General features: G+C 70.6%; 26 protein-coding genes. 8 read left to right on the plus strand and 18 right to left on the minus strand.

Going from position 1 to position 24214, the window contains the following annotated elements:
* Positions 1-8: 8 nt before the first annotated feature.
* The 7 genes from Vlu01_RS21580 to Vlu01_RS21610 all read right to left on the minus strand — a co-directional run bounded on the left by Vlu01_RS21580 (position 9) and on the right by Vlu01_RS21610 (position 6879).
* Complete coding sequence (locus tag Vlu01_RS21580; RefSeq protein WP_204002487.1) at positions 9-587, minus strand: response regulator transcription factor; 579 nt, start codon at positions 585-587, stop codon at positions 9-11.
* 186 nt (positions 588-773) lie between these two features.
* Positions 774-1379 (minus strand): response regulator transcription factor, encoded by a 606-nt coding sequence (locus Vlu01_RS21585; protein ID WP_239096039.1) that lies wholly within the window; start codon positions 1377-1379, stop codon positions 774-776.
* A 1727-nt stretch (positions 1380-3106) separates the two neighbouring features.
* Positions 3107-4057: a twin-arginine translocase subunit TatC gene (gene tatC / locus Vlu01_RS21590; protein WP_204002489.1), complete on the minus strand. Its 951-nt coding sequence runs from the start codon at positions 4055-4057 to the stop codon at positions 3107-3109.
* A gap of 18 nt (positions 4058-4075) precedes the next feature.
* Entirely contained in the window at positions 4076-4363 is a 288-nt protein-coding gene (gene tatA / locus Vlu01_RS21595; RefSeq protein WP_204002490.1) for a Sec-independent protein translocase subunit TatA, read from the minus strand.
* A gap of 248 nt (positions 4364-4611) precedes the next feature.
* Positions 4612-4860, minus strand: a complete 249-nt coding sequence (locus Vlu01_RS21600) for a hypothetical protein (protein WP_204002492.1) — start codon at positions 4858-4860, stop codon at positions 4612-4614.
* Positions 4861-4870: 10 nt separating this feature from the next.
* Complete coding sequence (locus Vlu01_RS21605) at positions 4871-5893, minus strand: helix-turn-helix transcriptional regulator (RefSeq protein WP_204002494.1); 1023 nt, start codon at positions 5891-5893, stop codon at positions 4871-4873.
* The gene (locus tag Vlu01_RS21610) at positions 5890-6879 is read right to left on the minus strand and encodes a helix-turn-helix transcriptional regulator (RefSeq protein ID WP_204002496.1); all 990 of its coding nucleotides are present in this window, start codon (positions 6877-6879) and stop codon (positions 5890-5892) included. Before Vlu01_RS21610 ends, Vlu01_RS21605 begins: the two co-directional genes overlap by 4 nt.
* A gap of 200 nt (positions 6880-7079) precedes the next feature.
* Here Vlu01_RS21610 and Vlu01_RS21615 point away from each other — a divergent pair, with 200 nt between their 5' ends.
* Positions 7080-8177, plus strand: coding sequence for a DUF3866 family protein (locus Vlu01_RS21615; RefSeq protein ID WP_204002499.1), 1098 nt, complete (start codon positions 7080-7082; stop codon positions 8175-8177).
* A 75-nt stretch (positions 8178-8252) separates the two neighbouring features.
* Here the strand turns inward: Vlu01_RS21615 and Vlu01_RS21620 are convergent, their stop codons facing one another.
* From Vlu01_RS21620 to rfbA, 4 genes are read right to left on the minus strand one after another with little or no spacing between them, the layout of a single operon-like run.
* On the minus strand, positions 8253-8438 hold the full coding sequence (locus tag Vlu01_RS21620; protein WP_204002502.1) for a hypothetical protein: 186 nt from the start codon (positions 8436-8438) through the stop codon (positions 8253-8255).
* Positions 8439-8492: 54 nt separating this feature from the next.
* Complete coding sequence (pafA, locus tag Vlu01_RS21625) at positions 8493-9851, minus strand: Pup--protein ligase (RefSeq protein ID WP_204002526.1); 1359 nt, start codon at positions 9849-9851, stop codon at positions 8493-8495.
* A 57-nt stretch (positions 9852-9908) separates the two neighbouring features.
* The gene (locus Vlu01_RS21630; protein ID WP_204002527.1) at positions 9909-10526 is read right to left on the minus strand and encodes a dTDP-4-dehydrorhamnose 3,5-epimerase family protein; all 618 of its coding nucleotides are present in this window, start codon (positions 10524-10526) and stop codon (positions 9909-9911) included.
* A complete protein-coding gene (gene rfbA, locus Vlu01_RS21635; protein ID WP_204002529.1) occupies positions 10523-11434 on the minus strand; it encodes a glucose-1-phosphate thymidylyltransferase RfbA in 912 nt (303 codons plus the stop codon). The genes Vlu01_RS21630 and rfbA overlap by 4 nt, the downstream gene beginning before the upstream one ends.
* Before the next feature lie 84 nt (positions 11435-11518).
* Between rfbA and rfbB the strand changes: the two genes are divergently transcribed.
* Genes rfbB through Vlu01_RS21665 form a run of 6 tightly spaced genes read left to right on the plus strand, consistent with a single transcriptional unit; the run spans position 11519 to position 16816 of the window.
* The gene (gene rfbB / locus Vlu01_RS21640; RefSeq protein ID WP_204002531.1) at positions 11519-12517 is read left to right on the plus strand and encodes a dTDP-glucose 4,6-dehydratase; all 999 of its coding nucleotides are present in this window, start codon (positions 11519-11521) and stop codon (positions 12515-12517) included.
* Positions 12514-13398, plus strand: a complete 885-nt coding sequence (gene rfbD, locus Vlu01_RS21645; protein ID WP_204002533.1) for a dTDP-4-dehydrorhamnose reductase — start codon at positions 12514-12516, stop codon at positions 13396-13398. Before rfbB ends, rfbD begins: the two co-directional genes overlap by 4 nt.
* Entirely contained in the window at positions 13383-13796 is a 414-nt protein-coding gene (locus tag Vlu01_RS21650; protein WP_239096040.1) for a DUF2304 domain-containing protein, read from the plus strand. Before rfbD ends, Vlu01_RS21650 begins: the two co-directional genes overlap by 16 nt.
* Positions 13789-14490 carry a glycosyltransferase family 2 protein gene (locus Vlu01_RS21655; protein WP_204002536.1) on the plus strand — a complete coding sequence of 234 codons (702 nt, stop codon included), beginning with the start codon at positions 13789-13791 and terminating at the stop codon, positions 14488-14490. Before Vlu01_RS21650 ends, Vlu01_RS21655 begins: the two co-directional genes overlap by 8 nt.
* Positions 14487-15791, plus strand: a complete 1305-nt coding sequence (locus tag Vlu01_RS21660; protein WP_204002538.1) for a lipopolysaccharide biosynthesis protein — start codon at positions 14487-14489, stop codon at positions 15789-15791. Before Vlu01_RS21655 ends, Vlu01_RS21660 begins: the two co-directional genes overlap by 4 nt.
* The gene (locus Vlu01_RS21665; protein WP_204002540.1) at positions 15788-16816 is read left to right on the plus strand and encodes a glycosyltransferase family 2 protein; all 1029 of its coding nucleotides are present in this window, start codon (positions 15788-15790) and stop codon (positions 16814-16816) included. The genes Vlu01_RS21660 and Vlu01_RS21665 overlap by 4 nt, the downstream gene beginning before the upstream one ends.
* A gap of 82 nt (positions 16817-16898) precedes the next feature.
* Here Vlu01_RS21665 and prcA read toward each other — a convergent pair whose 3' ends face one another.
* The 6 genes from prcA to arc form a co-directional block, all read right to left on the minus strand.
* On the minus strand, positions 16899-17729 hold the full coding sequence (prcA, locus tag Vlu01_RS21670; RefSeq protein ID WP_204002542.1) for a proteasome subunit alpha: 831 nt from the start codon (positions 17727-17729) through the stop codon (positions 16899-16901).
* Positions 17730-17790: 61 nt separating this feature from the next.
* Positions 17791-18630, minus strand: coding sequence for a proteasome subunit beta (prcB, locus tag Vlu01_RS21675; protein WP_204002544.1), 840 nt, complete (start codon positions 18628-18630; stop codon positions 17791-17793).
* Positions 18549-19220 carry an endonuclease VII domain-containing protein gene (locus tag Vlu01_RS21680; RefSeq protein WP_204002546.1) on the minus strand — a complete coding sequence of 224 codons (672 nt, stop codon included), beginning with the start codon at positions 19218-19220 and terminating at the stop codon, positions 18549-18551. The genes prcB and Vlu01_RS21680 overlap by 82 nt, the downstream gene beginning before the upstream one ends.
* 5 nt (positions 19221-19225) lie before the next feature.
* Positions 19226-19441, minus strand: coding sequence for a ubiquitin-like protein Pup (locus Vlu01_RS21685; protein WP_092380345.1), 216 nt, complete (start codon positions 19439-19441; stop codon positions 19226-19228).
* Between the two features lie 115 nt (positions 19442-19556).
* Positions 19557-21074 carry a depupylase/deamidase Dop gene (gene dop, locus Vlu01_RS21690; protein WP_373307487.1) on the minus strand — a complete coding sequence of 506 codons (1518 nt, stop codon included), beginning with the start codon at positions 21072-21074 and terminating at the stop codon, positions 19557-19559.
* 214 nt (positions 21075-21288) lie between these two features.
* The gene (arc, locus tag Vlu01_RS21695) at positions 21289-23070 is read right to left on the minus strand and encodes a proteasome ATPase (protein WP_204002552.1); all 1782 of its coding nucleotides are present in this window, start codon (positions 23068-23070) and stop codon (positions 21289-21291) included.
* 178 nt (positions 23071-23248) lie between these two features.
* Here arc and Vlu01_RS21700 point away from each other — a divergent pair, with 178 nt between their 5' ends.
* A complete protein-coding gene (locus Vlu01_RS21700; RefSeq protein ID WP_099851377.1) occupies positions 23249-23542 on the plus strand; it encodes a ferredoxin in 294 nt (97 codons plus the stop codon).
* A gap of 59 nt (positions 23543-23601) precedes the next feature.
* On the opposite strand, the gene Vlu01_RS21705 is transcribed toward Vlu01_RS21700, so the two are convergent.
* Positions 23602-24174, minus strand: coding sequence for a hypothetical protein (locus tag Vlu01_RS21705; RefSeq protein WP_204002579.1), 573 nt, complete (start codon positions 24172-24174; stop codon positions 23602-23604).
* Positions 24175-24214 lie beyond the last annotated feature (40 nt).

The following is a 24214-nucleotide window of genomic DNA, read 5'->3' on the forward strand; positions in this document are numbered from 1 at the left end:
GACGCGGGTCAGATCCACCCCGCCTCGCGGGCGACCCGGACCGCCTCCACTCTGGTGCGGGCCTTCGCCTTGCGAATGATCCGGGCGAGATGGTTGCGCACGGTGCCGGGGGCGAGACCGAGCGATCCGGCCACCTCCGCGACCGGCGCGCCGCCCGCCGTCAGATCGAGGATCTGCTCCTCACGCGGGGTCAGTGGGCTGTCCCGGCTCAGCGCCGCCAGCACCAGGTCCGCGTCGACCACCGGTTCTCCACGAGAGAGCCGGCGGATCCCGTCGACCACCCGCTGCGGCGCGACGTCGCTGCCGAGGATGCCGACGGTCCGGGAAGGGGTGAGCCTCGTGGGCAGGCTTCCGGCCCGGCGCGGCTCGGCGAGGACCAGCAGCGGACAGGCGTCGGCCACCGGCAGTCCCTCGACGAGGTCGAGGTCGACGACTGCCACGTCCGGGCGACGCGTGCGGATCGTCCACGTGACCGCGTCGCCGCGATCGACCTCCGCCACCACGCTGATGTCGTCCTCCGCGGCGAGCACGAGAGACAGGGCACCCCGGACCAGGGCCCCGTCGAGAGCGAGCAGAGTGCGGATCACCGTAGCTCCCCGAGCATCGTCGGCTGCATCACGGACCGTCAGCATTCAAACACGTACCCACCGGTTCCGCCTGTCGACGGTCAGCCGTCGGGAAGGTCTGGGCCCGAGGGTTTTCCTACCGGCTGTTCGCGGTGTCCGTGCCGACCGCACGCGGTCAGGCCGACGTGCGGTCGGCACGACCAGATGTCACATCCAGCCCTCGCGGCGCGCGAGCAGGACCGCCTCCATCCGGTTTCGGGCACCGGTCTTGCGCATGATCGCCGACAGGTGGTTACGCACCGTGCCGTGTGCCAGGAACAGCCGACTGGCGATCTCCTTCAGCGGCAGTCCCTCGGCGGCCATCCGCAGCACCTCGGCCTCCCGTGGCGTCAGCGGCCCGGTGGCGGGCCGGAGCGCCGTCGCGGCGGCGGCCACGTCGATGACCCGGTCCCCCGCCGCGAGCGCCCGTACGGCCCGGACCAACTCGTGCAGCGGCTCGTCCTTACCGACCAACCCTTTCGCCCCGGCCGCCAGTGCCTCCTCCACCAAACTACGGCCCCACCGGGCACTCAACGCCAGAACCGCCGTCGCGGGTGCCGCCTCCGTGATCGCGCTGACCACTTTCACCGACTCGGGGGTGCCCGATGCCAGATCCACCAGCACCACGTCCGGCAGGTGCCGGCGCACCATCGCCGGCAACTCGCCGGTGCCCGGCACCTCGCCGACGACCTCGATGTCCTCCTCACCGGCCAGTGCCGCGCACAGCGCACTGCGCAGCAGACCCATACTTTCGCCAACCACAACGCGGATCACCACGTAGCTCCGATCTCAGGTACGCGCTGCAGCCCTTTCGGTCTCGTCAACGAGACCACGCCGGCCGAACATGCGCGAACGGACTGGGCCCGGCCCGTGACACGTCGGTTGCGACGGCCACGGGCACCCGTATGACCAGCCGGCGGAGCGTGGGTAGCTCCGGCGGGCGGGTCAGGGTGGACTCAGCCGGGTCGGGCGGCCACGCAGGGGAAGCGGCCCGCGCGTCCGTGACGCGCAGCGACGTCGGCGCGGGCGTTGGCGGTCGCCGGCACGTGCCACCCGTCGATGGTCACCCCGCGTAACGGCCCGAACCCACCGTCAGCGCTGGTGACACCGTCTCCACCGGGTATCGACGGGCGGTGCGGGAGGGTGGGCGGCGGCGCGGGCGTCGATCCCGGCCTCGCCCATGACGGGCCGGTCGAGGAACGGTGCCAGCCGGGTGCCGCCCCGGTCACGGACGCGGCAGGCGTCACCTCCGCCGGAGATGCGGCGCGCGGCGCTGTCGCGGGCGGCGGTGCGGTGGGCGGTGGGTCCGGTGCCAGGGATCGGCCTGGCGGCCCGACCTCCGCAACACCCGGCGCGGGAGCGGTCCCCGGCCACCGAGGTGTCGGTCTCTCCACGATGGACGTACCCGTGCCAGGACATCCCGACCCGGCGGGAAGCGCAGGTACGACCAGGTCCACCACCCGCGCGATCGGTGTCACCACCGCCGTCGCGCCGGACGACACGGTCGCGACGACCGTGGCCAGCACCGGCCGCGCGACGGCCGTCGCGGGCACGATGATGGTTTCCGCCGGTCGCGTCGCCAGGCCCGTCACGGTTTGGGTCAGCTCGGTCAGGGATGGCGGCTCGAGCTGCCCGCCGGGAGTCGGCGTCGCGTCAGCGGTGATCGGTACGCTCGACCGGCTCGGCGGTTCCATCGGCGCCCGCCGGCTCACTCCGGTGTTCTCCGGTGAACGGAGACCCGGAGAACGGCCATCCAGCGAACGGTCGGCCGGATAACGGTCACCGGGTGCACGGCCGGTCGGTGGGCCACTCGTCGCAGGCGTTCGACCGGCACGGGCGGTCGAAGGTGAATGCGCCGGACGGTCCTGATCCGACCGGCCGCGCGGCGACGTGCCTTTCCCCGCGCTGGCCTCGTCAGCCGGCCGGCCGGTCACCGCTGAGCCGCGCCTCGGGGCTCGGCCCGGGTCGGGCTGCCGGGCCTCCGGTCGGTCGACGAGCCCGGCGATCAGATCGTCGACCGGCAGGGCCGGCCCCGCACGTTCCGGGCCCCGTTGAGCCGCGCCGGTCGACGCCACGTCTGCGATGTCCACCCCGACCGACGGCAGGTCTCCGATGTCCGCGCTGGCCGGGTCGCTCGACAGGGCGCCGACGAGGAATCCGATGCCCACGGCTGCGGCTCCGATCAGCGCGAAGCGGGCGACAGGGGCCCCCCACCGTGCTGCCGGTGCGTGCGCCTTCCACCGGGCGGCGGGGGGACGGCGGAACGTCGGATGACGCACGAGGCCCCTCTCTCGCCAAGGACGTTGACATATCGTATTGAGTCGCTTACCCGGTTGCAGGCCGTGCAGCACCCGTTGACGGATTGCCGACTATCCGGCTGACGGCGGCGCTGCTTACCGCTAAGGCGGTCACCGAGCGTCCATCGCCGATCGAACCAGCGAACGCAGCAAGCCTTCCACCTCTGGAAGGCTTGCCGCGTTGTTCCGTGTGAGGGTGTCGCGTCAGGTGACGTCGTCGTAGCGTCGCTCGATCGGCAGCGGCCGGGTCACCGGCTCGGGAGCGTCGAGCGGGCTGACCGCGCTGACGGGCTGCCCCGCCTCCACCGGCTCCCGGTCGAACTCCAGCGGGGACGCCTCGTCGTCGTCGACGCCGGCGTAGATCTCCTTGCCGCGTCCCTTCCGCTTGTCGTTGAGGAACGCCACCCCGACCGCGATGAAGTAGAGCAGCGACAGACACAGCGCCAGCAACGTCATGCCGAACGGCCCCGGGTCGGGCGTGGCCACCGCCGCGAACGCGAAGCAGACGAACACCACGACCCGCCACCAGCTGAGCAGTCGCCGGGCGCTGACCACGCCCGTGAAGTTGAGCATCAGCAAGGTGAGGGGAAATTCGAACGCCACCCCGAAGAGCAGGATCATGGTGGTGACGAAGCTGATGTAGCGGGTCACTTCCAGCTGCGAGTCGGTACCGGTGACACCGGCCTCCAACAGGAATGCCAGGCCCTTGTCGACGACCAGGAAGGCGAGGACCGCGCCGGCGGCGAAGAGCGGCGCCGCGATCGTCACGAAGACGTACGCCCATTTGCGCTCGTGCCGGTGCAGCCCGGGAGCGATGAACGCCCAGAGTTGGTAGAGCCAGACCGGACCGCCGAGGATCAAACCGATCCAGAGCGCCAGCTTGAGCTTGAGGATGAAACCGTCCGCCGGGGCCAGCATCAGGAACTGCTGGCACTCGCCGTCGACCATCATTCCCGGCAGTCGACAGTACGGCTGGCTCAACAGGTCGAACGCCGGCTGTGCGAGAAGGTACCCACCGACCAGCCCGACGAGAATCGCCAACGCGGCACGGAACAGCCGGTCACGCAACTCGCGGATGTGCTCGACGAGGGTCATCGAGCCGTCGGCGGCCCGCTCGAAGTTGCTCGGTCCGCGCTTGCGGAGTCCGAAGGCCACGGTTACCGGACCCGGGGGTCAGTTCTCGCGGACGCGCTGCACCGGGTCGACCGGCGGCTGCACGGTGCCCTGGTAGGGCTGCTGCTGCGGTGCCGACTGCTGCGGCGGGTACGGCTGGTAGCCGGCCTGCGCGTCGGCCTTGCCGGCGAGGTCACGGTCGTCGTCGGCCAGGCTCTTCGTCTCGGCCTTGATGATCCGCAGCGAGCGACCGAGGGAGCGGGCGGCGTCCGGGAGCCGCTTCGCGCCGAAGAGCAGGATCAGCACGACCACGAGTACGGCGATGTGCCACGGCCTGAGGGCACCCATGTGAAGCTCCAGTCGCTTGTGCCAACGGGGGTGGTTCCGCAGCCCATCGTACGTGCGACGAAGGCCCTTGCCACCCGCCGGGGCGGTAGGGGTTCGTCCCGGTGGGTGAAGTCTCGGGCAACCGCAACTGTCCCGTCAACCAGGCGGCTGGATCATTCTGCGCGAAGTCGAGCCGCCACGAGCAGCAGAACGCACCGTGCGGGCAGGAACGCGCACCGCGCCGGGGTTGGCCGCCGGTAAACCGCGCCTCAGTCGCCCCGGCGCGCCCGGATCAGGGTGAGCCGCTGTTCGGTCGTCTCCAACCGGCTCTGCAGCCCCTCCGCCCGCTGCTGGAGGCTCTCCGCCGCCTCCTGCAACGCCGTCGCCTCGTCGACGCGCCGCTGCAACGCCAGCGCCGCCCGACGCAGCCGGGGCAGCCGCGCCAGCACAGGTCGTACGGCGAGGGCGAGCAGAATCAACGGCACCAGCACCAGCGCGAGCACGATCCACTTCAACACGCGGGCCAGCCTACTGCCTGTCCCCGACCGCCGCCGGGTCCGCGCCCGCCGGCACCGGCCGCGCGTACGCCTCCAGGGCCGCCGCCGCCGACTCGCGGATCTGCTCGGCCAGCTCGGCCGGCGCGACGACCTCGACGTCCGGGCCGAGGCCGAGCACGAACCGGCGGGCCCAACCCAGATCGGTGACGCGCAGCGACACCACCCACCGTTCACCGTCGGACTCGACCCGCTCGCACGGGTAGTACTCGGTGATCCACCGTTCGCCCCGACCGATCCGCAACGTGATCAACGGCAGGTCGGGTGAGGGCCGGAACGCCCCCTCGCGCAGGTCGTGCGGTCGGGCCTGCGGCGGCACCACGGCGGGTTCGGTCAGCTCGGTCACCGCGTCGATCCGGTCGGCCCGGAACAGCCGCACCGCCTCGGCGCGGCGGCACCACGCCTCCACGTACGTCCGGCCACCCACCATCAGCACCCGCAGTGGGTCGATGACCCGCTCGGTGGTCTCGTCACGGGCGGCCGCGTAGTACGTGATGCGCAGGGCGCGACCACCCTCCACCGCGGCACGCAGCTGCTCGACCCGCTCGGTGTCGCCGGGCAGCCGCACCTCCACCGGCGCGGCGACCAGGTCACCGGCGGCGTCCTCGATCTTCGCCAGGGCCCGCTCGACCGCGTCCCGGTTGGCCACCCCGGGTGTCTCGGCCAGCATCCGCAACGCCACCACCAGCGCCAGCGCCTCGTCCGGGGTGAGCCGCAGCGGCCGGTCGATGCCCGCGTCGTAGGTGATGGTGACCCGGTCACCGTCGAACGCCATGTCGATCAGGTCACCCGGGCCGTACCCGGGCAGCCCGCAGACCCACAGCAGTTCCAGGTCTTCCCGCAGCTGCCGCTCGGTGACGCCCAGGTCACCGGCCGCCTCGGCGATCTCGATGCCGGGCCGGGCGAGCAGGTACGGCACCAGGTTCAGCAGTCGGGCCAGCCGGTCCGCGGAGGCACGGGAGCCGGCGCGCGCCGCCGGCCGGGTCGTGCCGCTCACGGGATCACCGCCAGGGTGTCGTGTCGGGCGGCGATCTCCTTGAGCCGCTGGATGACCGCCTCCCGCACCTCGGGCGGGTCGAGCACCCGCACGTCGGGCCCGTAGCCGACGAGGTGACCCGCCAGCCAACAGGCGTCGCCGTACGGCAGGACCAGCCGGTCCGCCTCCGGCCCGGCGGTGACCTCCACCGCCCAGCGGCGCAACCCGGCGGCACGTCCCGGAGCGACCAGCACGGTGGCCCGACCAGGTCGCTCCACCGGGCCGGACCAACGAGCCACGTGACTGATCAGGTCGACTCCGGTCGGCGGCTGGTAGGCGCCCGGCTCACCGGTGACCCGCACCTGGCCCACCACCCGCGACAGGCGGAAGCAGCGGGTGGCGTCACGGTCGAGGTCGTGACCGACCACGTACCAGCGGCCCCGCCAGCAGACCACACCCCACGGTTGCAGCCGACGCCGGGCGGGCGCGTCGCGGTCCGGAATCCGGTAGTCGAAACGGACCTCCCGCCGGTCACGGGCGGCCGCGGTCAGCGGAGCGAACGCCGGGTCGACCGTGACCATCGGCTCCAGGCCGAGGGTGGCCTGCGGGTCCACGTCCACACCGGCGGCGCGCAGCTTCGCCAGGCCCGACGAGGCGGCGGCGGCCAGGCCGGCGTGCTGCCACAGTCGAGCGGCGATGCCGACGGCGGCTGCCTCGTCCGGCTTGAGGGGGATGTCGGGCAGCGCGTACTCCCGGCGGGCGATCCGGTACCCGAGCTCCGCGTCGAAGGCGCTCGCCGTCCCGGTCTCCAGTGGTACGCCCAATTCCCGCAGCTCGGCCTTGTCCCGCTCGAACTTGCGCTGAAATGCCTCGTGCTCCCGGGCGTCGTCCGGATCGTGCTCGTAACCGGGCACGGTCGCGGCGATCTGCGCGGCGGTCAGGAACCGCCGCGTGGACAGCAGGCAGATCACCAGGTTGACCAGCCGTTCGGTGCGACTACGCGACACCCGGTAGACGCTAGCAGCCCCCACCCCCCACAAAGCCACCCCACACCACGCCCCCTCACTCCCACCCACCCCGTCTCGCCGATCATGCAGTTGTGGTCGTCGTAATGTACTTTTTGCCCGCTTATGTTCCTGCCACAACTGCATGATCGGCGGTGGCACCCGGTGGGTGGGGGCGGTGGGGTGGGGGTTAGCGTGCGGGGGTGGTGCGGTGGCGGGCGGGTGTGGTGACGCGGGTGCGTCGGCGGTGGGTTGGGGCGGTGGAGCTGGATGTCGAGGTGGATGACGGGGCCTCGATGCGGGCGCTGGCCTATCCGGCGCTGGTCGGTGAACCCGAGCCCGGGGATCGGGTGCTGCTCAACGCCGGTGCGCTGCTGATGGGCCTGGGTACCGGTGGGTACGCGCTGGTCGTGGCGCTGCCGGAGCGGCTGCCGGCCGACCCGCCGCAGGCTCTCGACTCCCGCGACGCGGGACACCTGGTCAAGGCCCGCTACACCCCGCTGCAGCCGATCCTGCTCGGTGTCGACGAGGAAGCGTCACCGCACCGGGAGGTGCTGGCCGCCGCCGACGACCTGGGCGGTCTGCCGGTGGTGACCGCCGACCTGCACTCCGCGCTGCCGGCGATCCTCGCCGGGGTCCGCGTCGACGCGCCCCAGGCCCGGGTGGCGTACCTGCTCACCGACGGCGGGGCGCTGCCCGCCTGGTTCTCCCGCACCCTCGCCGGGCTGCGTGACGAACTGGTCGGCACGATCAGCGTCGGGCAGGCTTTCGGTGGCGACCTCGAGGCCTCGACGCTGCACAGCGGGCTGCTCGCCGCCCGGCACGTGCTCGACGCCGATGTGGCGGTGGTGGCGCAGGGACCGGGCAATCTCGGCACCGGCACCCGGTGGGGGTTCTCCGGGGTGGCCGTCGGCGAGGCGGTGAACGCCGTCGCCGCCCTGGGTGGTCGCCCGATCGGCTCCCTGCGGATCTCCGCCGCCGACCCACGTGCGCGGCACCGGGGCGTGTCGCACCACAGCCTCACCGCGTACGGCCGGGTGGCGCTGGCCCGCGCGGAACTGGTGGTACCGGCGGACCTCGACCCGACGCTGGCCGCCGAGGTCGACGCCGCAGTGGCCCCGCTCGCCGAGCGGCACACGCTGGTGCGGGTGGACACCGCCGGGCTGGACGCGGCACTGCGGCGCAGCCCGGTACCGCTGTCGACGATGGGGCGCGGGCTCGACGCCGATCACGCCTACTTCATGGCCGCCGCCGCGGCCGGCCGGCACGCCGCCCGCCTGCTCGCCGCCGACACGGCCTGAGCCCAACCGGGCGTACGCGTTAACAAGGGGCCCCTGCTCTACCGCAGGCGTTAAGAAGGTGCCCTTCCTTACACCTCAGGCGAGGATGATCAAGGCGAGCCAGGCGCCGACGATCAGGGCCAGCGCTGTCGCCAGCACCCAGGTCGGGACGGTGTACTCGCCTCGGCGATTGCGCTCGATCTCGGCGCGGACCTTGTCACGACGCCGTTCGAGCCAGCCCTGCCGCTGCGCACCGGAGGTGGAAGGTTCGGAAGGAAACATGGTCCGGCCAGCCTACCCGGGCCCGCCCGCAGCGGACGGGCCCGGTGCAGCCGGTCACATGCTGGCGATCAGCCGCTCCACCCGCTCGTCGTACGCCCGGAACGGGTCCTTGCACAGCACGGTCCGCTGCGCCTGGTCGTTGAGCTTCAGGTGCACCCAGTCGACGGTGAAGTCCCGCCGCTTCTCCTGGGCGTGCCGGATGAACTCGCCGCGCAGCCGGGCCCGGGTGGTCTGTGGCGGCGTCTCCTTCGCCTCGAAGATCTCCGGATCGGTGGCCACCCGGTCCACCGCGCCGCGCCGCTCCAGCAACGCGTACAGGCCCCGTCCCCGGCGCAGGTCGTGATACGCCAGATCCATCTGCGCCACCCGGGGGTGCGACAGCGGCAGGTCGTGCTTGCGCTGGTACCGCTCGATCAGGCGCAGCTTGGTCACCCAGTCGATCTCCCGGGAGACCGGTTCCAGGTCGCCGGTCTCCACCGCCCGCAGCACCCGACCCCAGAGCTCGACCACCCGCTTGGCGGTCTGATCGCCGCCGCGGCGCTCGACGAACTCGGTCGCCTTGGCGAGGTACTCCTGCTGGATCTCCAGGGCGCTGATCTCCTTACCCGAGGCCAGCCGCACCTTCCGCCGACCGGTGATGTCGTGCGACACCTCCCGGATCGCCCGGATCGGGTTCTCCAGGGTGAGGTCGCGCATCACCACGCCGCCCTCGATCATCCGCAGCACGATGTCGGCGGTGCCGACCTTCAGCAGCGTGGTGACCTCGTTCATGTTGGAGTCGCCGACGATGACGTGCAGCCGGCGGTACCGCTCCGCGTCGGCGTGCGGCTCGTCCCGGGTGTTGATGATCGGACGGCTGCGGGTGGTCGCCGAGGAGACACCCTCCCAGATGTGCTCGGCCCGCTGGGACAGGCAGTAGACCGCGCCGCGCGGGGTCTGCAACACCTTGCCGGCGCCGCAGATCAGTTGCCGGGTGACCAGGAACGGGATCAGGACGTCGGCGAGCCGACCGAACTCACCGTGTCGGGACACCAGGTAGTTCTCGTGGCAGCCGTACGAGTTGCCGGCCGAGTCGGTGTTGTTCTTGAACAGGTAGATCTCACCGGCGATGCCCTCGTCGTGCAGCCGCTTCTCCGCATCGATGAGCAGCCCCTCCAGGATCCGCTCGCCGGCCCGGTCGTGGGCGACCAGGTCGACCACCGAGTCGCACTCCGGGGTGGCGTACTCGGGGTGTGAGCCGACATCCAGGTAGAGCCGAGCGCCGTTGCGCAGGAAGACGTTGCTCGACCGACCCCAGGACACGACCCGGCGGAAGAGGTACCGGGCGACCTCATCAGGGGACAGTCGCCGCTGTCCGCGGTAGGTACAGGTGACGCCGTACTCGGTCTCCAGACCGAAGATTCGCCGTTCCATGATGAGACATTAGCCGTACGGAGGCCCTGTTCGTCACTGTCGGGGCAGGTGCCGATCTCAGGCGTCGGTGGAATTCGCCGCGGCGGCGAGCGTCTCGGCATACCGCTGGCAGGTGTCGTACGCCGGCAGCAGCCCGGCGGCCCGGGCCTGTGCCAGGGTCGGCGCGGCGGCGTCGCGGGCGGACAGTTGCGGCACGGCGGCCGGCCAGTCGATGCCCAGCTCCTCGTCCAGCGGATGCACCGCGTGCTCGGCCGACGGGTTGTACGTGGTGGAGCAGAGGTAGGTCAGCGTGGCGTCGTCGGTCAACGCGCAGAACCCGTGGCCGAGCCCTTCGGCTAGGTAGACCGCACGCCGGTCCACGTCGTCCAGGCGTACGCCCTCCCACCGGCCGAAGGTGGGCGAGCCGACCCGCAGATCGACGACCACGTCGAGCACCGCACCCCGGACACAGGTGACGTACTTCGCCTGCCCCGGCGGCACGTCGGCGAAGTGGATCCCCCGCACCACGTCGCGGGAGGAGACGGAGAGGTTGCCCTGCGCCAGCCACAGCGGATGCCCGACCGCCTCGCTCAACCGGTCGAAGCGGTACCACTCCAGGAACAGCCCACGCGGGTCACCGTGCTGCTGCGGGGTGGCCTCCCAGGCGCCCGCGACGCTCAGCGGCCGCAGCTTCACCGCGCCACCCCCGCCCCGCCGAACTCGCCGGTCGGCTCCTGCCGGCCACCGGCGAGCAGGTCGAGCAGGTAGTCGCCGTAGCCGCTCTTGGTCAACGGCTCGGCCAGAGCGCGCAACTGCGCGTCGTCGATCAGCCCCGCCCGCCAGGCGGCCTCCTCCACACAGCCGATCTTCAGGCCCTGCCGTTCCTCGATCACCCGAACGAACTCGGCGGCCTGCATCAGCGAGGTGAAGGTGCCGGTGTCCAGCCAGGCGGTCCCCCGGTCCAGCACCGTCACCGACAGCTCCCCCCACTGCCGGTACGCCTCGTTCACGGCGGTGATCTCCAACTCGCCCCGGGCGCTGGGGGTGAGCCCTCGGGCGATCTCCACCACCCGGTTGTCGTAGAAGTACAGGCCGGGCACCGCGTACCGGGACGTCGGCCGTTGCGGCTTCTCCTCGATCGACAGCACCCGACCGTCGGCGTCGAAGTGCACCACGCCGTACGCCTGCGGATTGGCCACCGGATAGGCGAAGATCCGGCCACCGACCGGATCACCCGCCGCGGCCAACTGCCGGCCCAGGCCCACGCCGTGGAAGATGTTGTCGCCGAGGATCAGCGCCACCGACTCGTCGCCGATGAAGTCCGCGCCGAGCACGAACGCCTGCGCGATGCCCTCCGGCCGGGGCTGGGCGACGTACTCCAACCGGAGCCCGAACTGGCCGCCGTCACCGAGCAGCCGTTGGAACTGACCCTGTTCCTCCGGCGTGGTGATAACCAGGATCTCGTGTATCCCGGCCATCACCAGGGTGGAGAGCGGGTAGTAGATCATCGGCTTGTCGAAGACCGGCATCAGCTGTTTCGACACCGCCCGGGTGATCGGCCAGAGCCGGGATCCGGTGCCACCGGCGAGCAGGATTCCACGCACCCGGGGAGCCTACCGGCAAGCCGACGAGCAGCCGCGCCTCGCCTGCGCTGCACAAGTGGCCGTTTCGCGTAGACTTCCGGACCCGTGAGGATCCTGGTCACCGGCGGTGCCGGTTTCATCGGTTCGGAGTACGTCCGGACGCTGCTCGGTGTCCCCGGCGGCAGCGCGGCCGGAGTGCCGGCACTGGAACTCGCCCACGTCACCGTGCTCGACGCGCTCACCTACTCCGGCAACCTGACCAACCTCGCGCCCGTGGCCGACGACCCGCGCCTACGATTCGTCCACGGTGACATCCGTCACGCCGATGTTGTCGACCAGGCCGTCGCGGGGCATGACGTGGTCGTGCACTTCGCCGCCGAGTCCCACGTCGACCGCTCCATCGCCGGCGCCGCGCCCTTCGTCACCACCAACGTCGTCGGCACCCAGCATCTGCTCGACGCCGCGCTACGCCACGGCGTCGACCGGTTCGTGCACGTCTCCACCGACGAGGTCTACGGCTCCATCGACGAGGGTTCCTGGACCGAGGACTGGCCGCTGACCCCCAACTCCCCCTACTCGGCGTCGAAGGCCGGCTCCGACCTGCTCGCCCTGGCCTACCACCGCACCCACGGCCTCGACGTGGTGGTGACCCGCTGCTCCAACAACTACGGGCCCTACCAGTACCCGGAGAAGGTCATCCCGCTCTTCGTCACCAACCTCCTCGACGGACACACCGTCCCGCTCTACGGCGACGGCGGCAACGTACGCGACTGGCTGCACGTGCACGACCACTGCCGTGGCATCGCCCTCGTCCAGCACAAGGGACGCGCCGGCGAGATCTACCACATCGGCGGTGGCACCGAACTGACCAACAAGGAACTCACCGCCCGACTCCTCGACGCCTGCGACGCCGACTGGGACCGCGTGACACCCGTCGCCGACCGCAAAGGACACGACCGCCGCTACTCCCTCGACATCACAAAGATCAGCAATGAGCTCGGGTACGCCCCCAGCATCAGCCTCGACACCGGTCTCGCCGACACCGTCCGCTGGTACCGGGACAACCGGGCCTGGTGGGAGCCGCTGAAGGCGGCCGCCGCATGAGGTTCCTGGTGACCGGCGCCGGTGGGATGCTCGGCCGAGATCTGGTCGACATCCTCGCCGCGCGGCCACAACACCGGGTCACCTCCGCCACCCGCGCCGACCTGGACATCACCGACGCCGCCGCCGTGCACGCCGCCGTCGGCGGCCACGATGTGGTGGTCAACACCGCCGCCTGGACCGATGTCGACGGCGCCGAGACACGCGAGTCGGCCGCCACCGCCGTCAACGGCGACGCGGTCGCCCACCTCGCCGCCGCGTGCGCCGCACACGACGCCCGCCTGCTGCACCTGTCCACCGACTACGTCTTCGACGGCACCGCCATCACCCCCTACCCGGAGGACGCGCCGACCGCCCCGATCAACGCGTACGGTCGGAGCAAGCTCATCGGGGAACAGGCCGTGACCCGGCTGCTACCCGACACCGGATACGTGGTGCGCACCGCCTGGCTCTACGGCGCCCACGGCCGAAACTTCGTCGCCACCATGCTCGACCTGGCCGACCGGCACGACACCCTCGACGTCGTCGACGACCAGCGGGGCCAACCAACCTGGTCCCGCGCCCTGGCGCGCCACCTGGTCATGCTCGCCGAAGCCGCGCACACCGGACACGCCGCGCCCGGTGTCTACCACGGCACCTGCTCCGGCGAAACCACCTGGTACGGCCTGGCCCGTGCGGTGTTCGCCCACCACGGGCTCGACCCGGAACGGATCCGACCCAGCACCAGCGCCCGGTTCGTGCGACCTGCCGCGAGACCGACGTACAGTGTGCTGGGGCACGGCCGGTGGGCCGAGGCCGGGCTGCCGCCCCTGCCGGACTGGCACGCCACCCTGGCCGACGCGTTCGCCCCCGCCGCTCCACTCTCCCCGTGGAAGGTCGTATGAAGCTCACCCTGGTCACCGGCCTGACCGGTCTGGTCCTGCTGGCCACGATCGTCGAGCTGCTGCGCCGCCGGCAACTCCGCGAGAAGTACGGCATGCTCTGGCTCGGCCTGCTGTTCGTGGTGATCCCGCTCTCACTGTTCCCCCGGCTGCTCGACGGCGTCGCGGACCTGCTCGGCGTCGCCTCCGGCGTCAGCCTGGTGCTCTTCCTCGGCATCGTCTTCCTGCTGCTGGTCTGCATCCACCTCAGCTGGGAGGTCAGCGCGCTGGAGGAAGAGACCCGCACCCTCGCCGAGGAATTCGCCCTGCTCCGCGCCGAAGTCGAAGCCGAACGAGCGGAACGGACGCAATGGGCTGCCCGCCACCCGGACCACACGGAACTGGTGTCCCGCGATGGTTAACGGCAAACGACTACTGATCATCATCCCGGCGCTCAACGAAGCCGCCTCCATCGGCGACGTCGTCGGCGAGATTCGCGGCGAACTGCCCGGCGTGGACGTGCTCGTCGTCGACGACGGCTCCACCGACCACACCGCCGCCGTCGCCGCCGCCGCCGGTGCCCGCGTCGCCCGACTGCCGTACAACCTCGGCGTCGGTGGTGCCATGCGCCTTGGCTACCGCTACGCCCAGGAGCACGACTACGACGCCGCGGTGCAGGTCGACGCCGACGGGCAGCACGACCCCCGGTACGTGCCGAAGCTGATCGACCTGCTCGACGACTACGACCTGGTCATCGGGGCCCGGTTCGCCGGCGAGGGCGAATACACCGTACGCGGACCCCGCCGCTGGGCCATGGGCATGCTGTCCCTGGTGCTGTCCGGCCTCTCCGGCGCCACGCTGACCGACACCACCTCCGGCTTCCGGGCCGCCAACCGACGAATGATCGACATGTTCGCCCGCTGGTACCCGGCCGAGTACCTCGGTGACACCGTCGAGACGCTCGTGCACGCCGCCCGCCGCGGCTACCGGATCCAGCAGGTCCCGGTCGCCATGCGCCGCCGGATGGCCGGCACTCCCAGCCACTCCCCCGCCAAGGCGATGATCTACCTCGGCCGGGCCCTGGCCGTCCTCACCCTCGCCCTCATCCGCCGGTGATCCGCCGCCTGCTCCGTCTCGTCCCGCCCGGCACCCTCCCCGTCGGTATCGGCCTCGCCGTGGTCGGGCTGGCCTCGTACGTCCACCTCGCCCTGGCCGGGCACAACCTCGACGCCGCCGACTACTCCTCGCTGTCGGTGCTCTGGTCCGTCGTGTTCACCCTCGGCATCGGCGTGTTCTTCCCCGTCGAACAGGAAGTCGCCCGCCTCGTCGCGGCCCGCCGCACCCGCGGCCTGCCACCCGGACCCGTACTGGCCCGGGGCGCCGCCGTCGCCGTCGCCCTGCTCGGCCTGCTCATCCTGCTCACCATCGGCACCGCCGACACCCTCACCGAGCAGCTCTTCGGCGGCGACCCCACGATGGTGCCTGCCCTTGCGGGCGCGCTGGCCGCACTGGCCGTGGCACACACCACCCGTGGTGTGCTCTCCGGCCTGCGCCGCTTCGGCTGGTACGGCACCCAACTCGGCCTCGACGGCGGACTGCGCATCGGCCTGGTCACCGCCCTCGCCGTCACCGGTGTCGACTCACCCGTGGCCTACGCGCTGGTGCTGGTCGCGGCACCACTGGTCGCCGTCGTGCTCACCGCCGTACCGGTCGCCCGGACGATCGGTCGAGGACCGACGGTCCCCTGGCCGGCACTGCTACGCGGGCTCTCGCTGCTCACCGTCTCCAGCCTGCTCGCCCAGGTGGTGGTCAACGTGGGCGTGATCAACGTACGGCTGCTCGACCCGTCCGACATCGCCACCGCCGGCGCGCTGCTCTCCGCGCTGGTGCTGGTCCGCATACCCCTGTTCGTCTTCGGCTCGATGCAGGCCGCGCTGCTACCCGGCCTCTCCACCGCCGCCGCCACCGGCGACGAACCGGCCTTCCGCGCCCTGCTGCGCCGATCCCTGGCCGTCGTCACCGCCCTCGGGATCCTCGGCGGCATTCTCGCCGCCCTGCTCGGCCCGTGGCTCGTGCGGATCCTCTTCGACACCCCCGACGTCCTCGGCCACGACGACTTCGCCTGGCTGTCGGTGGCCACCCTGGCCTACCTGTGGGCGATGGTGCTCGGACAGGCCCTCCTCGCCCGCGACCGGCACCACGCCCAGGCCCTGGCCTGGACCATCGGCGTCGCCGCGCTGGCCGTGGCGACCCTGCCCCCGCTGCCCGTCGCGCTGCGCGTCGAACTCGGCTACACCGTCGGTTCCGTGGTGACCGCCGCCGTCATGGTCACCCTGCTGCGCCGCCACCGCAGGCCCCCGCCCACCCCACCGGTCGCGGCCCCGATACCCGCCACCACCAGCGGAGGAACCCCATGAGACCGCCCCGCGTCACCGCCGTGATGCTCGCCTACGGTGCCGAGCCCTGGCTGGTCGACGCCGCCCAGGCCCTGCTCGCCAGCACCGGCGTCGACCTCGACCTGATCGTGGTCGACAACGGCTGCACCGGCGACGGCATCGACGTCGTCAAGGGCCTGCCCGGCGTACAGGTCATCCGGCCGGAGGCGAACACCGGCTACTCCGGTGGCTGCAACATCGGTGCCGCCGACGCCACCGGCGACTGGTTGGCCTTCGTCAACTCCGACGCCATCGTGACCCCCGACGCGCTCGCCAAGGTCGTCGCGGTGGCCGCCGAACCGGGCGTCGGCGCGGCGATGGCCTCCATCCGGCTCGCCCACGACCCCGAGCTGATCAACACCTCGGGCAACCCGCTGCACTTCACCGGCCTGTCCTGGGCCGGTGGCAACGGTGAGCCGGCCAGTGCCCACGCCGAGCGCACCGTGGTGCCGTCGTTGAGCGGCTGCTGCTTCGTCATCGACCGCCACCGCTGGCAGGAACTCGACGGCTTCCCCGACCAGTACTTCGCCTACCACGAGGACACCGAACTCAGCCTGCGGCTGTGGCAACGCGGCCTGCGGCTGGAATACGTACCCGACGCCGTGGTCCTGCACCACTACGAGTTCTCCCGCAACGACCTCAAGCTCTACCTGGTCGAACGCAACCGCCTGCTCACCCTGCTCACCGCGTACCAGGGCCGGACCCTGGCACTGCTGGCGCCGATGCTGGTGCTCACCGAGGTCGCCATGCTCGCCGCCGCGCTCGCCGGCGGCTGGGGACGCCAGAAGGTCCGCGGCTGGAACTGGCTGTGGCGTCACCGGGACTGGATCCGCGTCCGACGGAGCCGGCTACAGGCCGAACGCACCGTCGGCGACGGCACCCTCGCTGACCTGATGACCGCCCGGGTAGCGCCGTCGAACGTTGCCGCACCACCCGGGATGGGCGTCTTCAACGCGGTCGCCACCGCCTGGTGGGCACTCGTGCGGCCACTACTCAACCGCCACTGACCCGCCGGAAAGCGAAGCGGCGCCCAGCCGGTCGAAACCGCTCAGGCGCCGCCCCTGCCCGGTCCGAGGCCCGGGGTGAGACTCAGCTGTCGGACTTGTCGCCCGGCTTGTCCTCCAGGTCGGCCGAGCCGGCCGAGGTGGTCGGCTTGTGCGCCTCCTCCGTCGGCGTGCTCGGCGTCTGCGCCCGGTCGCCCTCCACCGCCCCACCGTCCGCATCGCCATCCAGCAGCGAGGTCAACGCGGCCCCGGTGATTCGCCGGAAGGTGCGACCCACCCGGTTGCGGTCCAGGACCGCGACCTCCAACTGGTTGGCGGCGATCGTACGGGCGGCACCACCCTCGCCACCGACGCTGCTCAGCGCCTGCACCGCCACCTTCACCGCCTCGCCGAGCGACATGTCCGGCCGGTGGTTCGACTTGAGCACCCCGGAGATCGCCTCGGCCTGACCACCCATCGCCATCCGGCCCGGTTCATCGGTCACCGAACCGTCGTAGGTGTTCCGGTAGAGCGAATCGTCATCGGGGGTGGCACCCACCTCGGCCACACAGATCTCCACCTCGAACGGCTTCGACTGCTCGGTGAAGATGGCACCGAGGATCTGCGCGTAAGAGTTGGCCAACGCCAGACCGGTCACGTCACGGCGGTCATAGCTCAGACCGTTCAGGTCGGCCATCCGCACGCCTGCCCGGCGCAGGTTCTCGAACTCGTTGTACCGGCCCACGGCCGCGAACCCGATCCGGTCGTAGATCTCACTGACCTTGTGCAGGGCGCTGGAGAGATTCTCGGCAACGAAGAGCACCCCACCGGCATAGCTCAGGACCACCGTGCTGCGCCCCCGGGCGATGCCCTTGCGGGCCAACTCGGAACGGTCGCGCATGATCTGTTCGGGCGAGGCGTAGAACTGCATGGCCACGGCGGCGGCTCTCCTTCGGGCGCGTACTCAGGGAAACGGGGATCAGCTGCGGGTGGGCGGCTCAGCCACCCGGATTCTCCATCCGGCCGGCGACCACGCTCTCCGCGATCACCGAGGTCTCCGCGTCGGTCAGTCGGTGCGTACCCTCCGCCGTCGCGGTCATCACCACCGGGTAGATCCGCCGCGTCAGGTCGGGCCCGCCGGTCGCGGTGTCGTCGTCCGCGGCGTCGTAGAGGGCCTCCACCGCCAGCCGCACCGCGTCCTCGACGGTCAGCCCGGCCCGGTACCGCTTCTTCAACGCCGACTTGGCGAACAACGAACCCGAGCCGATCGCGTCGTAGCCGGTCTCCTCGTACGGGCCGCCGGTGACGTCGAAACTGAAGATCCGCCCGGCCCGTGCCGGGTCGCTGGTTGCCAGGTCGAAACCGGCGAAGAGCGGAATCACCGCCAGCCCCTGCATCGCCGCACCCAGATTGCCGCGGATCATCGAGGCGAGCCGGTTCGCCTTGCCGTCGAGCGAGAGCATCGCGCCCTCGATCTTCTCGTAGTGCTCCAACTCCACCTGGAACAGTCGCATCAGCTCGATGCCGACACCGGCGGTGCCAGCGATGCCCACCAGCGAGTACGCATCCGCGGGGTGCACCTTCTCGATGTCCCGCTGGGCGATCAGGTTGCCCATGGTGGCCCGCCGGTCACCGGCCATCACGACGCCACCGGCGGCAGCGATGGCCACGATCGTGGTGGCGTGCGGGGCCATGTCAGCGGCCATGCCCGGGGGCAGCGCTCGTCGGCCCGGCAGCAGCTCGGGGGCCGCCTTGCTCAGGAATGCCGTGAAGGAGGACGTCCCCGCGTTGGTGAACACATCTGGAAGACGCCCGGATGGATCAAAACCCGCTGCCACGTGGTTCCTCTCAGGTACGTGATCGCCCTGGCCAGCCTCGTCGGACTGTCACGGAACTGGCCAAGACCACCGTTGCAGTTGAAGCAGAGTATCCCGCGCACCCACCCGGTGCGATGATCGTGGTCCACATGTTCCGGATCGGGGTCACCGCACACCGCGCACACCCCGCCCTGCTCGGCCAGCAACTCGTCGAACTCCCGCTGCCCGATGCCGTACCGCCGCCGCAGGTGGTACTCGCGGCTACCGCCGTAAAGTCGCTGGACGGTTTCCTTGCCTCGTGCGTTGTGGCAGGGCTTGCAGTAACTGTGCCGGCCGCTCGCTCTCCGGGTGGTGCTCCGAAACTCTTCCAACGCCTTGACCTGCTCGCAGTCCGGGCACCACTTCAGCCCGTGACCCACCGGCTCTGCCGGCTTTCGCGCGGGTGCCACACCGCGTCTGCGGCGGCTGGCCGCCGAGCGTGCGATCGCACACGCCTTGCAGCAATAGCCGAGACCGTCGGCCCGACGGCGGTTGCGGTGAAACTCGGTGACGGGGAGTGAGCGTTTGCATTGGGGGCATACTTTGCCCGACCGATCGGGCAAAACGGACATATGCCCTACTCCCCCCCCTTCTGGACATATCCCCTCACGAACTCTTCGGCGTTTTCTTCGAGGACGGAGTCGATCTCGTCGAGCAGGTCGTCGACATCCTCGGTGATCTCGGCGTGCCGCTCGGCGACCTCCGGGTTCGCCTCGACGGTGACGTCCTCGACCTCTTCGCCCTGACGGGACTTGCCCGACTGCGACTGACCGCCGCTGTCACGAGTGGCCATTGTTGCCTCCTCCACGATCTCCCTGCGATGAACTTACCTCGCGGGAACGACGAAACGACCCCCGCGCGCCAGTACCGACGCGCGGGGACGGACACACCTGGACGCGGCCGGCGGCTCAGCCGCCGGTCAGGGTCTCCAACAGATCCTTCGCGCTGACACAGCGGTCGAACAACGCTCCGACGTGCCGCCTGGTGCCGCGCTCCGGCTCCATCATCGGCACCCGTACCAGCGACTCCCGGCCAACATCGAAAATCACCGAGTCCCAGCTGGCGGCGACCACTTCGGAGGCGTACTGAGCCAGGCAGCGACCCCGGAAGTAGGCGCGGGTGTCCTCCGGAGGCTCGGTCATCGCCGTACGGCTCTCGTCGTCGCTGAGCAACGTCTTCATCGACCCACGGGAAACCAGCCGGTGGTAGAGACCCTTCTCCGGGCGTACGTCGGAATACTGGAGGTCGACCAGTTGGAGCTTGTGCGAGCCCCAGCCGAGTTTCTCCCGTTCCCGGTAGCCCTCCAGCAGTCGCAGCTTCGCCACCCAGTCCAGCTCGTCGGCGCAGAGCATCACGTCGCGCCCCAGCCGGTCGAGCACGCTCTCCCACCGGTCCAGCACGTCGGCGGTCTGCTCGTCCACGTCGTCGCCGTACCGGTCGTCGACGAAGGCGCGCACCCGCTCCAGGTAGGCCCACTGCACGTCCATCGCGGTCAGCCGACGGCCGTCACGCAGCCGCATCAGGTGCGACAACGACGGATCGTGACTGACCGCGCGCAACTCCCCGACGGGGTCGGCGATGCCGAGGTCGGGGCCGAGCGCCTTCTCCTCGATCATCGTGAGGATCAACGCGGTGGTGCCCACCTTCAGGTAGGTGGAGATCTCCGAGAGGTTGGCGTCGCCGATGATGACGTGCAGGCGGCGGTACTTGTCCGCGTCGGCGTGCGGCTCGTCGCGGGTGTTGATGATCGGCCGCTTGAGGGTGGTTTCGAGGCCGACCTCGACCTCGAAGAAGTCGGCGCGCTGGGAGATCTGGAAACCTGCCTGGCCGCCGTCCTGGCCGATGCCGACGCGGCCGGCGCCGCAGACGACCTGCCGCGTCACGAAGAACGGCGTCAGGTACGCCACGATGTCGGCGAACGGCGTCTGCCGGCGCATGAGGTAGTTCTCGTGCGCGCCGTAGCTGGCGCCCTTGTTGTCGGTGTTGTTCTTGTAGAGGTGGATCGAGGCCGTGCCGGGAATGGTGGCGGCCCGGCGCGCCGCTTCCGCCATCACCCGCTCTCCGGCCTTGTCCCAGCGGACGAGGTCGCGGGGGTTGGTCACCTCGGGGGTGGAGTACTCCGGGTGCGCGTGGTCGACGTAGAGCCGTGCCCCGTTGGTCAGGATCACGTTGGCCAGGCCGAGGTCCTCGTCGGCGAGCGCCTCGGCCGGGTCGTAGACCGCGCCGGAGTAGGTGAAGCCGCGGGCGTCCCGCAGCGGTGACTCCTCCTCGTAGTCCCAGCGGGCCCGGCCACCGCGGTTCAGCTCCGGGCGGGCACCGTAGGCGTTCACCACCTGGGAGGAGGTGACCATCGGGTTGGCTCCGGCCTGGCCGGGCACGGAGATTCCGTACTCGACCTCGGTGCCCATGATTCGTCTTACGCTCATCGACCTACCCGCTTCGTTTTTGCCCGACCGGTCCCGTCATGTCGAGGGTAGTCGCCCCTCGACCCACCAGGGGCGTGGCGGGCCCCGGGGGTCGCACCTGCCGGTTGCGCCGCTTGTCGATTCGAGGATGGCCCGGGTGACCTTGGTGAGGGGCGCGGGCCTACGGGTGGGGCCCGCGACGCGTGGCGTCACGGGCCCCGGTGGCGCGTACCGGTCAGAGGTACTGACCGGTGTTGCTGGCGGTCTCGATGGAGCGCCCGGCCTCGGTGCCCTTGCCACCGGAGACGAGCGTGCGGATGTAGACGATCCGCTCGCCCTTCTTGCCGGAGATGCGGGCCCAGTCGTCCGGGTTGGTGGTGTTGGGCAGGTCCTCGTTCTCGCGGAACTCGTCGACGCAGGCGTCGAGCAGGTGTTGTAGGCGCAGCCCTTTGCGACCGGAGGTGAGGAACTCCTTGATTGCCATCTTCTTGCCTCGGTCGACGATGTTCTGGATCATCGCGCCGGAGTTGAAGTCCTTGAAGTACAGGACCTCCTTGTCACCGTTGGCGTAGGTGACCTCCAGGAAGCGGTTCTCCTCGGTCTCGGAGTACATCCGCAGCACCACCGCGTCGATCATGGCGGCGACGGTGGCTTGGGGGTCGCTGCCGTGTTCGGCCAGGTCGTCGGCGTGCAGCGGCAGGCCGGGGAGGATGTACTTGGAGAAGATGTCCTTGGCCGCCTCGGCGTCGGGACGCTCGATCTTGATTTTCACGTCAAGTCGTCCCGGGCGCAGGATCGCCGGGTCGATCATGTCTTCCCGGTTGGATGCACCGATGACGATGACGTTCTCCAGCCCTTCGACGCCATCGATCTCGCTGAGCAGCTGCGGCACGATGGTGTTCTCCACGTCGGAGGAGACACCGGAGCCGCGGGTGCGGAAGACCGAGTCCATCTCGTCGAAGAAGACGATGACCGGCGTGCCTTCACCGGCCTTCTCCCGGGCTCGCTGGAAGATCAACCGGATGTGCCGCTCGGTCTCGCCGACGTACTTGTTGAGCAGCTCAGGACCCTTGATGTTGAGGAAGAAGCTGGTGTGCTTCTCCTCGCCTCGCCGCTCGGCGATCTTCTTGGCGAGCGAGTTGGCGACCGCCTTGGCGATCAGCGTCTTGCCACAGCCCGGCGGACCGTAGAGCAGGATGCCCTTTGGCGGGCGCAGCTGGTGCTCTCGGAACAGGTCGGCATGCAGGAACGGCAGCTCCACCGCGTCGCGGATCTGCTCGATCTGGGAGTGCAGGCCACCGATGTCGCCGTAGTCGACGTCCGGCACCTCCTCCAGGACCAGTTCCTCGACCTCGCTCTTCGGAATCCGCTCGTACGCGTACGCCGAGCGAGGTTCGATCATGAGCGAGTCGCCGGCCCGGATCGCACTGCCGATCAGGGTGTCGGCCAGATGCACGATGCGTTCCTCGTCGGAGTGCGACACCACCAGCGCCCGGTCGCCCGGTGCGCCGTCGGGGCCCGCGAGGATCTCCTTGAGCATGACCACCTCGCCGACCCGCTCGTAACCGAACGCGTCGACGATGTTGAGCGCGTCGTTGAGCAGGACCTCCTGGCCACGGCGCAGTTCGTCGACGTCGAGCGAGGGCGAGACCGCTACGCGTAGCTTGCGTCCGCCGGTGAAGACGTCGACCGTGCCGTCGTCGTGTCGGGCCAGGAAGACGCCGTAGCCACTTGGAGGTTGAGCGAGCCGGTCGATCTCCTCCTTGAGCGTCACGATCTGCGCGCGAGCTTCCTTCAGGGTGCTCACGAGCCGTTCGTTGTTCTCGGTCAGCCGCGCCAACTGCGCCTGGGTGGCGGCCAGCCGCTCTTCGAGCTGCCGGACGTGTCGGGGGCTCTCGGTCAACTTGCGCCGCACCAGAGCGAGTTCCTCTTGAAGGAACGCGACCTGCGTGGAGAGATCGTGGGCCTCCTTCTCCCACCGTGCGGCGCGCGAGTCCGCGTCGTCGCTGCGTGCCACGTCCCACCTCCCCGGGGGGCTTGAACGTTCTGACCTAACACTAGCCGCTATGAGCCCGATTCGGTCCTCCGCAACGCGCCCGTCACCGAAGCTTGATCGCCAAGGGTGGGTCGACGGGCGGGTACGGGCATTCGGGTACCGTCGAGGGGTGGGACGGGAGAACATGGGGGGTGCACCGGTGGCCGAGGTCGCGACCGACCAGCTGCAGGTCTGGGTCGACCAGGATCTGTGCACGGGCGACGGTCTGTGCGTGCAGTACGCGCCGGAGGTCTTCGAGTTCGACGTCGACGGGTTGGCGTACGTCAAGGGCCCGGACGGCGAGCTGGTGCAGGCGCCGGGCGGCCGGGTGGACGTGCCGGAGCACCTGCGTCTTGAGGTGATCGACTCGGCGAAGGAGTGCCCCGGCGAGTGCATTCACGTCGTACGCGGCAGCGACGGCGTCGAGGTTGCCGGCCCGGAGGCCGACGACTGACCCGGCATCCCGGCTGATCAGCGGGATCACCCACCTGGGCGGCGACGCGCAGAGGGCCGCTACAGCAGCGGGCGGCCGACCACCGAGGCGACCAGCCGGGCGAATTCCTCCAACCGGGCGATCTGCCCGGTGCCGCCGTCGTCGAGGGTCTTGCCGAAGCGCAGCGCGTCGTGCCGCGGCCCGCCGGCGGTCTCCTCGCCCGGCGGCGACTCGTCCAGCGAGGTCAGCAGCAGGTAGACGTCGATGCTGTCGACCCGGATCTCGCCGTTGTCGTGCCGGAACAGCCGGCGTCGGCAGCCGACCTCGGTGACCGAGGAGACCGGTACCACCCGCAGCGACGAGGTCATCGAGCCCGGCGGTCCCTCCCCCGGTGGCACGTCCTCGCCGTGCCAGAGCACCAGGCGGCTGCCGTCGCAGACGACGACCTCCTGCCACACACCGTTCACCTCGTTGACGAAGCGTTCCAGGGTGAAGCCGAGCACCGACGCGCCACGCAGGACGCCGCCGAGCGCCTCCAGGGCGACGTCGGGGTCACGCAGGTAGGCCCGCGCCGCCGATTCGAGGTCGGTGTACGGCGACCAGTCGGGAAAGACCGCCGGCAGGTCGCCACCGCCGAAGCCGGGACGGCTCATGCCGGCCCTCCGCTGCGCTGCGGGCCACCATGAGGCACCA

This window comes from Micromonospora lutea, assembly GCF_016863535.1.
GTDB lineage: Bacteria > Actinomycetota > Actinomycetes > Mycobacteriales > Micromonosporaceae > Micromonospora > Micromonospora lutea.